This window comes from Streptomyces sp. NPDC047453, assembly GCF_040643155.1.
Taxonomy (GTDB): domain Bacteria; phylum Actinomycetota; class Actinomycetes; order Streptomycetales; family Streptomycetaceae; genus Streptomyces.
On the sequence record NZ_JBEYTS010000010.1, the window covers coordinates 108,993 to 123,897 of the forward strand.

Sequence of the window (14,905 nt, forward strand, 5' to 3'; positions counted from 1 at the left end):
CAGGGTTCACGCCCCGGCAGCGCCAGGTTACGGACGTGTCATCCGCAGGACGTCCAGCGCCCGGTCGAGTTGCTCCGTCGTGAGCAGACCGCGCTCGACGTAGCCGCCTTCCACGACGACCTGACGGATCGTCTTCTGCTCGGCCAGCGCCCTCTTGGCGACCTTCGCCGCCTCCTCGTACCCCAGGTACTTGTTGAGCGGAGTGACCACGGACGGCGAGGACTCGGCGTACTCACGGGCGCGTTCGCGGTGGGCGACGATCCCGTCCACGGTCCGGTCGGCGAGCAGCCGGGACACGTTGGCCAGCAGCCGGACCGACTCCAGCACGTTCTTGGCGATGACCGGGAGCATGACGTTGAGCTCGAAGTTGCCGGCGGCGCCGGCGGTGGCGACGGTGGCGTCGTTGCCGACGACCTGGGCGCAGACCATGAGCACGGCCTCGGGGATGACCGGGTTGACCTTGCCGGGCATGATCGAGGAACCGGGCTGGAGGTCGGGCAGGGAGATCTCGGCGAGCCCGGTCCTGGGCCCGGAGGCCATCCACCGCAGATCGTTGGCGATCTTCGTCAGCCCGACGGCGATCGTCCGCAGCTGGCCGCTGGTCTCGACGATGCCGTCCCTGGCCCCCTGCGCCTCGAAGTGGTCGCGGGCCTCGGTGAGCGGCAGCCCGGTGGCGCGGGCGACCTCCTCGATCACGGCGGCGGAGAAGCCGGGCGGGGTGTTGATGCCGGTGCCGACGGCGGTCCCGCCGAGGGGCAGCTCGGCCAGCCGGGGCAGGGAGGCGTTCAGGCGCTCGATGCCGTACCGCACCTGGGCCGCGTACCCGGCGAACTCCTGGCCGAGGGTCACGGGTGTGGCGTCCATCAGGTGCGTCCGCCCGGACTTCACCACGTCGGCGAACTCCTCGGCCTTGCGGGTGAGCGCGCTCGCGAGGTGGTCCAGGGCGGGCACCAGGTCGCGGGTGACGGCGGCGGTGGCGGCGATGTGGATCGACGACGGGAAGACGTCGTTGGAGGACTGCGAGGCGTTGACGTGGTCGTTGGGGTGCACGTCCCGGCCCAGCCGTTCACCGGCGAGGGTGGCGATGACCTCGTTGGTGTTCATGTTGGACGAGGTTCCGGACCCGGTCTGGAACACGTCGACCGGGAAGTGCTCGTCCCACTTGCCCTCGGCGACCTCGGCCGCCGCGTCCTGGATCGCCCCGGCGACGTCCTCGTCCAGCACCCCCAGCCGTGCGTTCACCTTGGCCGCGGCGCCCTTGATCCGCGCCAGCGCCTCGATGTGCGCGCGCTCGAGCCGCTGCCCGGAGACGGGGAAGTTCTCCACCGCCCGCTGCGTCTGGGCACGCCACTTGGCGTGCACGGGGACCTGGACCTCGCCCATGGAGTCGTGCTCGATGCGGTATTCGCTCATACCGCGTACAGCGCGGACGGCGGTGCGGATGTTCCGGCGATGGCCCGGACGGGGCGGAGCCCCCGGCGGCTGCCGAGGGCTCCGGGAGGATGGTGGGGACCGACTCAGGCGAGGCCCGGGCCCCGGACCGGGATCGACGTGAAGGTCGGCTGGGGGGCCGGGTCCTGGAAGAAGTCGTTGCCCTTGTCGTCGACGACGATGAACGCCGGGAAGTCCTCGACCTCGATCTTCCAGACGGCCTCCATGCCGAGTTCCTCGTACTCCACGACCTCGACCTTCTTGATGCAGTCCTGGGCCAGGCGGGCCGCCGGACCGCCGATGGAGCCGAGGTAGAAGCCGCCGTGGGTGCCGCACGCGTCCGTGACCTGCTTGCTGCGGTTGCCCTTGGCCAGCATCACCTTGGAGCCGCCCGCCGCCTGGAACTGCTCGACGTAGGAGTCCATGCGGCCGGCCGTGGTCGGACCGAAGGAACCGGACGCGTAGCCCTCGGGGGTCTTGGCCGGGCCCGCGTAGTACACCGGGTGGTCCTTGAGGTACTGCGGCATCTCCTCGCCCGCGTCGAGCCGCTCCTTGATCTTGGCGTGCGCGATGTCGCGGGCCACCACCAGCGGGCCGGTCAGCGACAGCCGGGTCTTGACCGGGTACTTGGTCAGCTCGGCCAGGATCGACTCCATCGGCTGGTTGAGGTCGATGCGGACCACGTCCGACGACTCGTCCAGGTGCTCGTCCGTGGTCTCCGGCAGGAACCGCGCCGGGTCCTTCTCCAACTGCTCCAGGAAGACGCCCTCGGGGGTGATCTTCGCGAGCGCCTGGCGGTCGGCCGAGCAGGAGACGGCGATGGCCACCGGGCAGGACGCGCCGTGCCGCGGCAGCCGGACCACGCGCACGTCGTGGCAGAAGTACTTGCCGCCGAACTGCGCGCCGATCCCGATCTTCTGCGTCAGCTCGAAGACCTTCTCCTCCAGCTCCTCGTCCCGGAAGCCGTGCCCGAGCGGCGAGCCCTCGGTGGGCACGTTGTCCAGGTAGTGCGCGGAGGCGTACTTCGCCGTCTTCAGGGCGTACTCGGCGCTCGTGCCGCCGACCACGATCGCCAGGTGGTACGGCGGGCACGCGGCCGTGCCCAGCGAACGGATCTTCTCCTCCAGGAACTTCATCATGGAGGCCTCGTTCAGGACGGCCTTCGTCTCCTGGTACAGGAAGGACTTGTTGGCCGAGCCGCCGCCCTTGGCCATGAACAGGAACTTGTACGCGCCGCCGTCCGTCGCGTACAGCTCGATCTGCGCGGGCAGGTTGGAGCCGGTGTTCTTCTCCTCCCACATGGTGAGCGGAGCCATCTGCGAGTAGCGCAGGTTCAGCTTGGTGTAGGCGTCGTAGATGCCCCGGGAGAGGGCCTTCTCGTCCTCGCCCGCCGTCAGCACGTTCTGGCCGCGCTTGCCCATGACGATCGCCGTGCCCGTGTCCTGGCACATGGGCAGCACGCCGGCCGCGGCGATGTTCGCGTTCTTGAGCAGGTCCAGGGCGACGAACTTGTCGTTCGCCGAGGCCTCCGGGTCGTCGATGATCCGGCGCAGCTGGGCGAGGTGGTCCGGGCGCAGGTAGTGCTGGATGTCGTGGACGGCCTCTTCGGCCAGCTTGCGCAGCGCCTCCGGCTCGACCTTGAGGAACGTACGCCCGTCGGGCCCCTCGACGGTGGAAACGCCCTCGGACGTCACCAGTCGGTACGGGGTGGTGTCCTCACCCTGGGGGAGCAGATCGGTGTACGCGAACTCAGGCATCTGGCCCATTCCTCACTCGGCAGACGGCTGCCCGCCGACACCGGCGGGCGACCACCAGCGTAGAACCTGGCCCCGACAGCGAACCTGTGAGGTCCCGCTCAGTCCCGGTGGGAGCGGTGCGCGGCACGCCCGTCATCCACACCCCTAGTCGCGATCTATCGCGTTTCGGTACGCTGCTGCCGTGGACCTTCAGAAGCAGCCCGAACCGCGTGCGGCCGCCGCCCCTGTCGCCGAACTGCGCGCCTCGGACGCCGACCGTGACCGTATCGCCGACATCCTGCGCGAGGCCCTTGCCGAGGGCCGTCTGAACGCCGACGAGCACGCCGAGCGCGTCGAGGGGGTGCTGAACGCCAAGACGGTCGGCGAGCTGGAGGTCTTCATCCAGGACCTGCCCGCCGCCCACCAGCGCCGCGCGGCCGCCGCGTACACCCCCGCGCCGAACCGGCCTGCGGCCGGCGAGATACCCCCCGTCGCCGACGAGAACGTGGTGGCGGTGTTCAGCCAGGCCACCCGCCGCGGCCGCTGGCGCCCCGGACGCCGGGTGCACGCGTACGCGATCTTCGGCAGTGTGGAGATCGACCTCAGCGAGGCGGTCTTCGAATACCAGCAGGTCGTCATCAAGGCCGTCTCGGTCTTCGGTGACGTGCAGGTCCGCGTCCCGGAGAACGTGTCGTTGCGCGGCACCGGCGGCGGCGTCCTCGGCAACTTCGAGGTGGTCACGCTGGATTCGCCCGAGTCCGAGGCACCCGTCGTCTACGTCGACGGCTGGGCCGTGCTGGGCAACGTCGAGGCGCGGCCGAAGCGGGGCAAGCTCGTCGCGGACATTCTCGACCGCGTCCAGAGCAAGGTGGACAAGCATCTGCGCAAGCACATGTGACAACGGCGGTCGTCCTCGGACGACGGCGGTCACCGACCGGGCGGTTGGGAACTGAGTGCATAGGCACGCGCACAGCGGGTAGGCCTTGCTGCATCGTCTCTCGGACCCTCCAGCTCGCGAAGCCGTCGTCAGGAGAAGACCGTGCTGCAACCGCCGCATTCGTCGCTGCAGGTAGCTGCCGTTCCGGCCCGGCGGGCGCCGGCGCGAGACAGGGATCAGGACGCGCCCTGGCACACCGAGGCGGTGTGCCGGCGCGACGAGGCGGGCCTGTTCTTCGCACCCTCCAAGGAGCCCACCGCCGCACGGCTGTCCCGCGAGGAGGCGGCCAAGCGGGTCTGCGCGCGCTGCCCGGTCATGGTCGAGTGCCGCGAGCACGCGCTGCTGCAACCCGAGCCGTACGGCGTCTGGGGCGGCCTCACCGCCGCCGAGCGCCGCGTCGTCCTGGCCCGGCGCCGCCGCCGCGACCTGGAGCTGAAGAAGGCGGCCCGCGCCACGGGACGCATAGCGGCGGCGGGGTAGGGCCCGCACGGAAACGGCGGGGTGAGGCCAGCCCACCGGACCGGTTCCGCCCCGCCCCGGCCACCCTTTCGGACCGGGCAACCGGTTGCCGGACCGAACGCACGTACGCGTATGGGGCGCCCCCTCCGCACCGGGAGCGCCCCATCGCCGTAACGGGTCCGCGGACCGGCTACTTCGCGCGGTCGAAGTCGATCGCGCTGTACGCCCGCAGCTTGCTCAGCCGGTGCTCGGAGTCGATCCGGCGGACCGTGCCGGACTTGGACCGCATCACGATCGAGTCGGTCGTCGCCGTCTCGGCGCGGTAGCGCACGCCGCGCATCAGCTCGCCGTCGGTGATGCCGGTGGCGACGAAGAAGACGTTCTCGCCGGAGACCAGGTCGTCCGTGGTCAGCACACGGTCCAGGTCGTGCCCGGCGTCGAGCGCCCGCTGCCGCTCCTCGTCGTCCTTCGGCCACAGCTTGCCCTGGATCGTGCCGCCCAGGCACTTCACGGCGCAGGCCGAGATGATGCCCTCGGGCGTGCCGCCGATGCCGAGCAGCAGGTCGATGCCGGTGCCGTCGCGCAGCGCCAGGATCGAGCCGGCCACGTCGCCGTCGGAGATCAGCTTGATGCGGGCGCCCGTCTCCCGGATCTCCCTGATCATGCTCTCGTGCCGCGGCCGGTCCAGGATGACGACCGTGACGTCCTCCGGCGTGGACCGCTTGGCCTTGGCCACGCGCTTGATGTTCACGGACACCGGAGCGTTGATGTCGACGAAGTCGGCCGCCTCCGGCCCGGTGACCAGCTTGTCCATGTAGAACACGGCGGACGGGTCGAACATCGCGCCGCGCTCCGCGGCGGCGAGGACCGCGATCGCGTTCGGCATGCCCTTGGCGGTCAGGGTGGTGCCGTCGATCGGGTCGACGGCGATGTCGACCTCCGGCCCGGTGCCATCGCCGACGTGCTCGCCGTTGAAGAGCATCGGGGCCTCGTCCTTTTCCCCCTCGCCGATGACGACGACGCCGTTCATCGACACGGTGGAGACGAGGGAGCGCATGGCGCGCACGGCTGCGCCGTCGGCGCCGTTCTTGTCACCGCGCCCGACCCAGCGGCCCGCGGCCATGGCCGCTGCCTCGGTCACCCGGACGAGTTCCAGGGCGATGTTGCGGTCGGGCGCCTCGGAGGGCACCTCGAGCTCGGAGGGAAGATGATGATGCTCGGTCATCGGAGCGCACCTTTCTGATACGACGACGGCCGGATGAGGGTGTTGGCCCCGACTCTATCTCCGGACGGGCAGAATGAGCAGGGGACCCCACGGATGAGCGGGCCGGGCACCTGCGACGATAGGGGGCGTGGCAGGTTCGAACGGCAAGCAGAAGACGGTCCGGGACATGATTCTCTCCTTGGGCCTGATCGGCATCGCGGCGGCGGTCATCTACCTCTTCGTCCCGCACGACACCAAGGCGCCCGACATCCAGCGGGTCGACTACAGCATCGAGTTGACCACCGCACGCCGGGCGGCGTCGTACCCGGTGGCCGCGCCCGAGGGCCTGCCCGACACCTGGAAGGCCACCTCGGTCCGCTTCCGGGCCCACGAGAAGGACCACTGGCACCTGGGTTTCCAGGATCCCGACGGTCAGTACGTGGCGGTCGAGCAGTCCGCGGAGAAGCGCAAGGACTTCATCGACGCGGCCAGCCTGGGCGGGCGGGCCACGAAGGTCACCGAGGAGATCGACGGCCGCACGTGGACGCGCTACACCGGCGGCCGCTACGACGCGCTCGTGCTGGAGAACACCGAGGGGGCCACGACGGTGGTGGCGGGCACGGCGTCCTTCGACCGGCTGACGACGATGGCACGAGCGCTGAAGACGCCCTGAAAGCCAGCCCACGGGCCGACAGCGACCCCGCCTTGACCGACGGGTCCCTACTCCGAGCCCTCCGACCCCTCGCGTTCCGCCTCCTCCGCGAGGGTCGCGTCCAGGCGGGCGCGGGCGCCCTCCAGCCAGCGGCGGCACACCTTGGCCAGTTCCTCGCCGCGTTCCCACAGCGCGAGGGACTCCTCCAGGCTCGTACCGCCCGCCTCCAGGCGCCGGACGACCTCGATCAGCTCGTCCCGTGCCTGCTCGTAGCCGAGTGCCTCATCCGCCTTGCTTGTCATCCGCCCACCCTATGTGTCGACACGAACCGTGAACTCGCCCTCGGCGACCCGGGCCCGCAAGGTCTCGTCCGCCGTCACCTCTCCCGGGTCGCGGACCACGTGCCCGTCCGACTTCTGGAGCACGGCGTACCCGCGCCGGAGGGTCGCGGCGGGGGAGAGGGCCACCACACGCGCGTGCGTGTGCGTCAGCTCGGAGTCCGCCCGGTCCAGCAGGTGCCGCAGGGTGCGCCGGCTGCGGTCGAGGACCGACGCGATGTGGTCCTCGCGCTCCTCGATCATGCGGTGCGGGTCCTCCATGCAGGGCCGGGCGAGCGCGTGGGCGAGCCCCCGCTCCTCCCGCTCGACGAGCGCCCGCACGCACCTGCGGGCCCGGTCCCGTAGCTGCCGTACCCGCTCGTACTCCTCGCCGACGTCCGGTACGACCCTCTTCGCGGCGTCGGTCGGGGTGGAGGCGCGCAGGTCGGCGACGTAGTCGAGCAGCGGGGTGTCCGGCTCGTGCCCGATCGCGGACACCACGGGTGTACGGCAGGAGGCGACCGCGCGCACCAGCTGCTCGTCGGAGAACGGCAGCAGGTCCTCCACGCTGCCGCCGCCGCGCGCCACGATGATCACGTCCACGTCGTCGGTCGCGTCCAGCTCCTTCACGGCCTGCACGACCTGCGGGACGGCGTGCACGCCCTGCACGGCGACGTTGCGCACCTCGAAGCGGACCGCGGGCCAGCGGTGCCGGGCGTTCTCCAGCACGTCCCGCTCCGCGGCGGACGCCCGGCCGCAGACCAGCCCGACGAGCTGGGGCAGGAAGGGCAGGGGCTTCTTCCGCTCGGCCGCGAACAGTCCCTCCGCCGCGAGGGTCTTCTTCAGCTGCTCCAGCCGGGCCAGCAGCTCACCGACGCCCACCGGCCTTATCTCGACGGCCCGCAGCGACAGCTGCCCGCGCGGCGCGTACCACTCCGGTTTGGCATGCACCACGACCCGCGCGCCCTCGCCGACCACGTCGGCGATCGCGTCGAACACCTGGCGGTAGCAGGTCACGCTGACGGAGATGTCGTACGACGGATCGCGCAGCGTCAGGAACACCACGCCCGCACCCGGGCGCCGCGACAACTGCGTGATCTGCCCCTCGACCCACACCGCGCCGAGCCGCTCGATCCACCCCCCGATCAGCCGCGACACCTCGCCGACGGGCAGGGGAGCTTCGGGAGACGTGGAGACAGCCATGCCCGCGAGAGTAGCCGCCCCCACCGACAACCCCCACCCCCTCGCCCACACGCCCGGGCCGCGCGTCCGCGGGGCGATCGCGGGGTGATCGTGGGGCGATCTTCGGGCCCCGGTGGCGGCCTTACGATGGGGGGCATGACTGCTTCGTCTGGCCGCCGTGTCCTGCTCGCCGCCCCCCGGGGCTACTGCGCGGGTGTGGACCGCGCCGTGATCGCCGTCGAGAAAGCCCTGGAGCAGTACGGGGCTCCGATCTATGTCCGGCACGAGATCGTCCACAACAAGTACGTCGTGCAGACCCTGGAGAAGAAGGGCGCCGTCTTCGTCGAGCGCACGGAGGAGGTGCCGCCGGGGAACATCGTGATGTTCTCGGCGCACGGCGTGGCCCCCACCGTCCACGAGGAGGCCGAGCGGGGCAACCTGGCCACCATCGACGCCACCTGCCCCCTGGTGACCAAGGTCCACAAGGAGGCCGTCCGGTTCGCCGGCGAGGACTACGACATCCTCCTGATCGGGCACGAGGGCCACGAGGAGGTCATCGGCACCACCGGCGAGGCCCCCGACCACATCCAGCTCGTCGACGGCCCCGAGGGCGTCGCGAACGTCGAGGTCCGCGACCCCTCCCGGGTCGTGTGGCTGTCGCAGACCACGCTGTCGGTCGACGAGACCATGGAGACGGTCGACGCGCTCAAGGACAAGTTCCCGCAGCTGCTCTCCCCGCCCAGCGACGACATCTGCTACGCCACGCAGAACCGCCAGCTCGCCGTGAAGCAGATGGGCGCCGAAGCCGACCTGGTGATCGTCGTCGGCTCCCGCAACTCCTCCAACTCCAAGCGGCTGGTGGAGGTCGCCAAGCTCGCGGGCGCGGACCAGGCCTACCTCGTGGACTTTGCCGACGAGGTCGACGAGAGCTGGCTGGAGGGCGTCACCACGGTCGGCGTGACCTCGGGTGCCTCCGTGCCGGAGGTCCTGGTCGAGCAGGTGCTCGAATGGCTGTCGCAGCGCGGCTTCGAGGACGTGGAGATCGTGAAGGCGGCCGAGGAGTCCATCACCTTCTCCCTGCCCAAGGAGCTCCGCCGGGACCTGCGCGAGGAGGCGGCGGCGCTGGTCGCCGAGCGCGGAGGGTCCGGTACGACGCAGGGGTGACGGTCCGTCGTACGTCGTAACGTGGAGCCATGCAGATCTTCGGCGTGGACATCGGCGGGTCCGGCATCAAGGGCGCTCCTGTGGACCTGGACAGGGGAGACCTGACCCAGGAGCGGCACAAGGTGCTGACCCCGCAACCGGCGACCCCCGACACCGTCGCCGACGGTGTCAAAGAGGTGGTCGACCACTTCGGCTGGACCGGACCGGTCGGGCTGACGTTCCCGGGCGTCGTCACCGGCGGCGCCATGGTCCGCACCGCGGCCAACGTCGACAAGAGCTGGGTCGACACCGACGCGCGCGCGTTGTTCGGCGGCCGGCTGGGCGGTCTGCCGGTGACGGTGGTCAACGACGCGGACGCGGCGGGCGTCGCCGAGATGCACTTCGGTGCCGGGCGCGGCCGCAAGGGCACGGTGGTGCTGCTGACCTTCGGCACCGGCATCGGCAGCGCCGTCTTCGTCGACGGCGTCCTCGTCCCCAACACCGAGCTGGGGCATCTGGAGCTGAACGGACACGAGGCGGAGAAGCGGGCGTCCAGCAAGGCCAAGGACGACAACGAGCTCAGCTGGGAGCGCTGGGCGCGCCGGGTGGGGAAGTACCTCGCCCATGTGGAGATGCTCTTCAGCCCGGAGCTGTTCATCGTCGGCGGCGGCGTCAGCCGCAAGTCCGAGAAGTTCCTGCCCCTCATCGAGGGCATCAAGGCGGAGATCGTTCCCGCCCAGTTGCAGAACAACGCGGGGATCGTCGGAGCGGCGATGCACGCGGCGGAGCACGGGTGAGGCGGTGGCCCTCGACGCACTGACGCACTGACGCACTGACCGCGCCGGGGGCCGGGCGGGCGCCGGCGACCCTCCCGCCGGCGGCTCACCCCGGTACCGGCGGCCCTGCCGCCGGCGGCTCACCCCGGCGCGTCAGCCCGCCATGCGCTTGCGCACCGCCCGCCGCCGCGCTGCCAGCGCCACCCGCCGCACCAGCACCGTCACAACCGCGATCAGCGTCCCCGCGTACAGCCAGGGCGCCTGGGTGGCGAGCGCGGTCACCAGGCCCATCAGCTTGCCGAGGAACCCCACCTCCTCGTCGATCACGGGCAGCAGCCCCACGGCGAACCCGATCGGCACCACGACGGGCGCGGTCAGCAGGTCGCCCTTGCGCACCCACAGCGCGGTCAGCGCGCACACCGGCAGGAACAGCACCCCGTACGCGGTGGAGGCCCCGTCGAAGAGCAGCAGGTCGAGACCGCCGAGCAGGAACATGGCGGCCCCGCAGAACATCCCGGCGCCCAGGCCCGTCAGCCGCGGACCGGACGGCCGCCGCGGGGCGGGTGCCGGGGCCGCCGCCGGAACGGGGGGACGCCGTGCGGCAGGAGGCCGCCGCGCCGGGGGTACCGGCGACCTGCCTCGTCGCGGTGCGTGCTGCTGCTGTCGCGTCCTGTGCTGCTCCACTGGACCAACCTAGGTCTGTTTATGTGGCGAATGGCCTGCCTGACACGCCGTGCGCGGCAGCCTGGCCAAGCGTTCGAACCGTCGCGGGGCCCGGCTGCGACACGCCGTAGACTGGTGGATCGGCCGCCTGGCCCCCAGTCTCCTCACGTACGGGAAGTCGCAACGTGTCGCTCACGATCGGAATCGTCGGTCTGCCGAACGTCGGCAAGTCGACCCTGTTCAACGCCCTGACCAAGAACGACGTGCTCGCGGCCAACTACCCGTTCGCCACGATCGAGCCGAACGTCGGTGTCGTCGGAGTGCCGGACGGTCGTCTCGCCCAGCTCGCCTCGATCTTCAAGTCGGAGCGGCTCCTCCCGGCCACCGTCGACTTCGTCGACATCGCCGGCATCGTGCGCGGCGCCAGCGAGGGCGAGGGCCTGGGCAACAAGTTCCTCGCGAACATCCGCGAGTCGGACGCGATCTGCCAGGTCATCCGCGCCTTCAAGGACGAGAACGTCGTCCACGTCGACGGCAAGGTCTCGCCCAAGGACGACATCGAGACGATCAACACCGAGCTGATCCTCGCCGACCTCCAGACCATCGAGAAGGTCCTGCCCCGGCTCCAGAAGGAGTCGCGGATCAAGAAGGACGTGGCCCCGAAGGTGAAGGCCGTCGAGGAGGCCAAGGAGATCCTGGAGAAGGGCGACACGCTCTTCGCGCACGGCATCGTCCAGGGCAGCGAGCGCGCCGAGCTCCTGCACGACCTGCACCTGCTCACCACCAAGCCCTTCCTGTACGTCTTCAACGTCGACGAGGACGAACTGGTCGACGAGGACTTCAAGAACGAGCAGCGTGCCCTGGTCGCCCCCGCCGAGGCGATCTTCCTCAACGCCAAGCTGGAGGCCGACCTCGCCGAGCTGGACGAGGACGAGGCCCTGGAACTCCTCCAGTCCGTCGGCCAGGACGAGCCCGGCCTCGCCACCCTCGCCCATGTCGGCTTCCGCACCCTCGGCCTCCAGACGTACCTGACGGCCGGCCCCAAGGAGTCCCGCGCCTGGACCATCAAGAAGGGCGCCACCGCCCCCGAGGCCGCCGGTGTCATCCACACCGACTTCCAGAAGGGTTTCATCAAGGCCGAGGTCATCTCCTTCGAGGACCTCCTGGAGTCCGGCTCGGTCGCCGAGGCCCGCGCCAAGGGCAAGGCCCGCATGGAGGGCAAGGACTACGTGATGCGCGACGGAGACGTGGTGGAGTTCCGCTTCAACGTTTAGCCGCTGCACCGGAGTTGAAGGGTCCGGTTCAGCGAATATGCAGGTCAGAAGGGGCCGGCCCGGTTCGGGGCCGGCCCCGTCGCTGTGCCCGCTGCCGGATCGGCGCCGGATCCGGCTGGCGGTGCGTCAGTTGAAAGAGGTGTGCCGCTCCGTTTTCCAGTCCCGCGCTTCAAAAGACGAACGCCGGTCACAAGATGAAGTTCCTTGCCGACCTTCAAGAGAGCTGATTCTCTGTATTTCCGGCGCCCGCTCGGATCCGTTTCCCCTTTCTGCGGATCGGAGTGAATCTTCGAATGGAAAGTCCTTCACTCTGTATTGCGGGGATCCCGGCGGCGTATATTTGACCGGGGTGGCTCGCTTACGGGCGAGGAGGCGATATGAGGCTGGACTGGGACGACGCGCGACGCCTCGAGGAAGCGCGCCTCAAATTCCTCAGCGGCGAGCCCGTGGACCTCGCGGTGCGCAGCGCTGTGCTCTTCTCCTGGCAGCGTTGCCGCTTTAGGGGCATCGCGGCGGATCATGTCAGCATCCCCTACTTCGGAAATGTGAACCAGGAGGACAGTGTTCTGTCCATCGCCGGGCCGGCCCTCGACCGATTGCAGGCCCAGCTGTCGGGGATGGACGTTGTCACAGCCCTCTGCAACCCCAAGGCGCAGGTGCTGGAACGCCGGGTGGGTATCCCCGCGCTGAGCCGCTCGCTGGAGGGCCTGCGAGTCGAACCAGGATTCGGTTGGCTGGAAGGAGCCGTCGGGACCAACGGCATTGGTACGGCACTCGCGGACCGGCGCCCGGCCTTCATCCGTGGCAGTGAGCACTTCGCCGATATCAACCGGAATTTTGCCTGCGCGGCAGCGCCCATACGCGATCCGCTCAGCGGACGAGTCCGCGGTGTGATCAATGTGTCAAGCATCAACGACCTCGGCGACCCGGTGATGCTTGTCCTGGTACAGGAGACGGCCAACACCATCGAGCGTCTGCTACTCGACGACATAGAGGAACACGAGCGATCCCTGCTCCGCGCGTTTCTGCGAGCCCAGCGCAGGACGGCCGGCGGCGCCACGGCGCACCTGATCGCGAGCGACGTCGTCAGCACGGCCGGGGAACCGCTGCGCCGCGACGACCTGGAGGTCCTGCGGAGGGCGGCGGCAGAACTCATCTCCGCCGGACAGGCGGCGGTCGTCGAGGTACCCCTTGCCCGAGGTCGCACCGCCGCGCTGCGCAGCCGACCCGTGGAAGGCGCCACCGATGCCCTCACCGGTTTCGTCGTCGAGGCCCTGCGCGCCGATGGCGCGCTCCAGCGGCTGGAGCCCATGAGCCCTCAGGCCGCGGAGACGACGCCCAGGCCGACATCCGTGTCGGGGAGGCCTGCCCCGGCCCGCGGCTCGCCGTCCGTCGGTGAGCAGCAGGGCGCCGTGGAGGGCAGGCTCGTCGCCGTGGGCGAGCCTGGCATCGGGCGTCTGGCCGTGCGGGCGCGACAACGCCTCGAACTGCTGTGCAGGGCGGCGGAGCGTATCGGCACGACCCTGGACGTGACCAGGACGGCCGAGGAGCTGACCGAGGCAGCGGTCCCGGCCTTCGCCGACTTCGTCGCGGTCGACCTCGCCGAGTCCGTGCTCACAGGCGACGAGCCGACGAACCCGGGTGAGGAGATGCGCCGGGTCGCCCTCGGTGCCGTCCGTCGGGGTTCACACCTCTACCCGGCGGGAACGCGGATCGAATACACCCCGCCTGTGCTGCAGAACTGCCTGACGAACGGGCAGTCCGTCCTCGAACCAGAACTGGAGACGGCCTTCTCGTGGACGGCTCACGACCCGGCGCGTGCTGAGCAGATCCGTGAGGCGGGGCTGCACTCACTCATCGCCGTCCCTCTGTGCGCCCGGGGTGTCATCCTGGGCGCGGTGACGTTCTACCGCTCCGAGCAGCCTGGTCCCTTCGAGGAGGACGACCTCTCCCTTGCCGAGGAACTCGCGAGCCGGGCAGCGGTGTGCATCGACAACGCCCGCCGCTACACCCGCGAACACACCACCGCTCTGGCCCTGCAGCGGCGCCTGCTCCCGCACACTCTTCCCGAGCAGAACGCCGTGGACGTCGCATGCCACTACCTGCCCGCGCAGTCAGCCGTGGGCGGGGACTGGTTCGATGTCATCCCGCTCTCGGGTGCCCGGGTGGCACTCGTCGTCGGTGACGTGGTCGGCCACGGTCTGCAGGCGTCCGCCACGATGGGCCGCCTGCGCACGGCCGTCCGCAACTTCTCGGATTTCGATCTGCCGGTGGACGAGGTGCTCACCCGACTGGACGACTTGGTGGTCCGTCTCGACCTCGACCCGGAGCCCGAAGGGGTCGGGCCGAGTGAGGTCGTCGGTGCGAGTTGCCTGTACGCGGTCTACGACCCCTCCTCAAGGCGCTGCACCCTGGCCCGCGCAGGCCACCCGGCACCGGCCCTGGTCCTCCCCGACGGTACGGTCGGCTTCCTCGACGAGCCGGCCGGGCCGCCTCTGGGCCTCGGCGGCCTGCCGTTCGAGACCCTTGATCTGGAACTGCCCGAGGGAAGCCAGCTGATCCTGTACACCGACGGCCTCGTCGAGCACCGGGATCGCGACATCGGGACGGGACTCGAGCACATGCGGCGGCTGCTCCGCGGTGCCCGCGGCTCGCCCGGCGAAACCTGCCGAGTGCTGGTCGACGGTCTGCTTCCGGCCCGACGCGGCGACGACGTCGCCCTGCTCGTCGCACGCACCCGCGCCCTGGACTCGCGGCACATCGCGCGCTGGGATCTCGCCGATGACCCGGCCGCCGTGTCCCACCTGCGTGAGGAGGCCGTTCGTCAGTTGTCCGAATGGCAATTGGAGAGGCTGACCTTCACCACCGAGCTGATCGTCAGCGAACTGGCCACCAACGCCATCCGGTACGCGGCACAGCCGTGCGAGTTGCGGCTCATCCTTGACCGTACCTTGATATGCGAAGTCTCCGACTGCAGCAGTACCTCACCGCGTCTGCGGCGTGCCACCAGCACCGACGAAGGGGGACGGGGGCTGTTCCTCGTCGCCCGACTCGCCCAGCGCTGGGGGACCCGCTACACCCCGACCGGAAAGGTCATCTGGACAGAACAGTCACTGCGCTGAGGGCGCTGG

The 14,905-nt window shown here is 70.2% G+C and carries 13 protein-coding genes; 7 read left to right on the forward strand and 6 right to left on the reverse strand.

The window, feature by feature from the left end:
* Window positions 1-27 precede the first annotated feature (27 nt).
* Window positions 28-1,413, reverse strand: coding sequence for a class II fumarate hydratase (locus ABZ818_RS12390; RefSeq protein WP_361413151.1), 1,386 nt, complete (start codon window positions 1,411-1,413; stop codon window positions 28-30).
* 104 nt (window positions 1,414-1,517) lie between these two features.
* Window positions 1,518-3,197, reverse strand: coding sequence for a fumarate hydratase (locus tag ABZ818_RS12395; protein ID WP_361413152.1), 1,680 nt, complete (start codon window positions 3,195-3,197; stop codon window positions 1,518-1,520).
* Window positions 3,198-3,369: 172 nt separating this feature from the next.
* Between ABZ818_RS12395 and ABZ818_RS12400 the strand changes: the two genes are divergently transcribed.
* Complete coding sequence (locus ABZ818_RS12400; RefSeq protein ID WP_361413153.1) at window positions 3,370-4,065, forward strand: DUF1707 domain-containing protein; 696 nt, start codon at window positions 3,370-3,372, stop codon at window positions 4,063-4,065.
* 141 nt (window positions 4,066-4,206) lie between these two features.
* Window positions 4,207-4,584, forward strand: a complete 378-nt coding sequence (locus ABZ818_RS12405) for a WhiB family transcriptional regulator (RefSeq protein ID WP_361413154.1) — start codon at window positions 4,207-4,209, stop codon at window positions 4,582-4,584.
* A gap of 169 nt (window positions 4,585-4,753) precedes the next feature.
* Here ABZ818_RS12405 and glpX read toward each other — a convergent pair whose 3' ends face one another.
* Complete coding sequence (gene glpX / locus ABZ818_RS12410) at window positions 4,754-5,788, reverse strand: class II fructose-bisphosphatase (protein WP_326803908.1); 1,035 nt, start codon at window positions 5,786-5,788, stop codon at window positions 4,754-4,756.
* A gap of 127 nt (window positions 5,789-5,915) precedes the next feature.
* On the opposite strand from glpX, the gene ABZ818_RS12415 reads away from it, so the two are divergent.
* Window positions 5,916-6,440 carry a DUF4245 domain-containing protein gene (locus tag ABZ818_RS12415; RefSeq protein WP_361413155.1) on the forward strand — a complete coding sequence of 175 codons (525 nt, stop codon included), beginning with the start codon at window positions 5,916-5,918 and terminating at the stop codon, window positions 6,438-6,440.
* A gap of 47 nt (window positions 6,441-6,487) precedes the next feature.
* Here the strand turns inward: ABZ818_RS12415 and ABZ818_RS12420 are convergent, their stop codons facing one another.
* Together ABZ818_RS12420 and xseA are read right to left on the reverse strand one after the other, a co-directional pair.
* A complete protein-coding gene (locus ABZ818_RS12420) occupies window positions 6,488-6,721 on the reverse strand; it encodes an exodeoxyribonuclease VII small subunit (RefSeq protein ID WP_361413156.1) in 234 nt (77 codons plus the stop codon).
* A 9-nt stretch (window positions 6,722-6,730) separates the two neighbouring features.
* A complete protein-coding gene (xseA, locus tag ABZ818_RS12425; RefSeq protein ID WP_361413157.1) occupies window positions 6,731-7,939 on the reverse strand; it encodes an exodeoxyribonuclease VII large subunit in 1,209 nt (402 codons plus the stop codon).
* Between the two features lie 126 nt (window positions 7,940-8,065).
* Between xseA and ABZ818_RS12430 the strand changes: the two genes are divergently transcribed.
* Both ABZ818_RS12430 and ppgK read left to right on the forward strand, forming a co-directional pair.
* Window positions 8,066-9,082, forward strand: a complete 1,017-nt coding sequence (locus ABZ818_RS12430) for a 4-hydroxy-3-methylbut-2-enyl diphosphate reductase (protein ID WP_361413158.1) — start codon at window positions 8,066-8,068, stop codon at window positions 9,080-9,082.
* Between the two features lie 29 nt (window positions 9,083-9,111).
* Window positions 9,112-9,858 carry a polyphosphate--glucose phosphotransferase gene (ppgK, locus tag ABZ818_RS12435; RefSeq protein WP_361413159.1) on the forward strand — a complete coding sequence of 249 codons (747 nt, stop codon included), beginning with the start codon at window positions 9,112-9,114 and terminating at the stop codon, window positions 9,856-9,858.
* Window positions 9,859-9,990: 132 nt separating this feature from the next.
* On the opposite strand, the gene ABZ818_RS12440 is transcribed toward ppgK, so the two are convergent.
* Window positions 9,991-10,521, reverse strand: coding sequence for a DUF6542 domain-containing protein (locus tag ABZ818_RS12440; protein WP_361413160.1), 531 nt, complete (start codon window positions 10,519-10,521; stop codon window positions 9,991-9,993).
* 164 nt (window positions 10,522-10,685) lie between these two features.
* On the opposite strand from ABZ818_RS12440, the gene ychF reads away from it, so the two are divergent.
* Both ychF and ABZ818_RS12450 read left to right on the forward strand, forming a co-directional pair.
* Window positions 10,686-11,774, forward strand: coding sequence for a redox-regulated ATPase YchF (gene ychF, locus ABZ818_RS12445; RefSeq protein WP_361413161.1), 1,089 nt, complete (start codon window positions 10,686-10,688; stop codon window positions 11,772-11,774).
* A gap of 377 nt (window positions 11,775-12,151) precedes the next feature.
* Window positions 12,152-14,896 carry a SpoIIE family protein phosphatase gene (locus ABZ818_RS12450; RefSeq protein ID WP_361413162.1) on the forward strand — a complete coding sequence of 915 codons (2,745 nt, stop codon included), beginning with the start codon at window positions 12,152-12,154 and terminating at the stop codon, window positions 14,894-14,896.
* Window positions 14,897-14,905: the final 9 nt, after the last annotated feature.

Excerpts from the sequence above, each read along its gene's own strand:
- ABZ818_RS12390 (WP_361413151.1), bottom strand. The coding sequence starts at position 1,413 with ATGAGCGAATACCGCATCGAGCACGACTCCATGGGCGAGGTCCAGGTC.
- ABZ818_RS12395 (WP_361413152.1), bottom strand. The coding sequence starts at position 3,197 with ATGGGCCAGATGCCTGAGTTCGCGTACACCGATCTGCTCCCCCAGGGT.
- glpX (WP_326803908.1), bottom strand. The coding sequence starts at position 5,788 with ATGACCGAGCATCATCATCTTCCCTCCGAGCTCGAGGTGCCCTCCGAG.
- ABZ818_RS12420 (WP_361413156.1), bottom strand. The coding sequence starts at position 6,721 with ATGACAAGCAAGGCGGATGAGGCACTCGGCTACGAGCAGGCACGGGAC.
- xseA (WP_361413157.1), bottom strand. The coding sequence starts at position 7,939 with ATGGCTGTCTCCACGTCTCCCGAAGCTCCCCTGCCCGTCGGCGAGGTG.
- ABZ818_RS12430 (WP_361413158.1), top strand. The coding sequence starts at position 8,066 with ATGGGGGGCATGACTGCTTCGTCTGGCCGCCGTGTCCTGCTCGCCGCC.
- ppgK (WP_361413159.1), top strand. The coding sequence starts at position 9,112 with ATGCAGATCTTCGGCGTGGACATCGGCGGGTCCGGCATCAAGGGCGCT.
- ABZ818_RS12450 (WP_361413162.1), top strand. The coding sequence starts at position 12,152 with ATGAGGCTGGACTGGGACGACGCGCGACGCCTCGAGGAAGCGCGCCTC.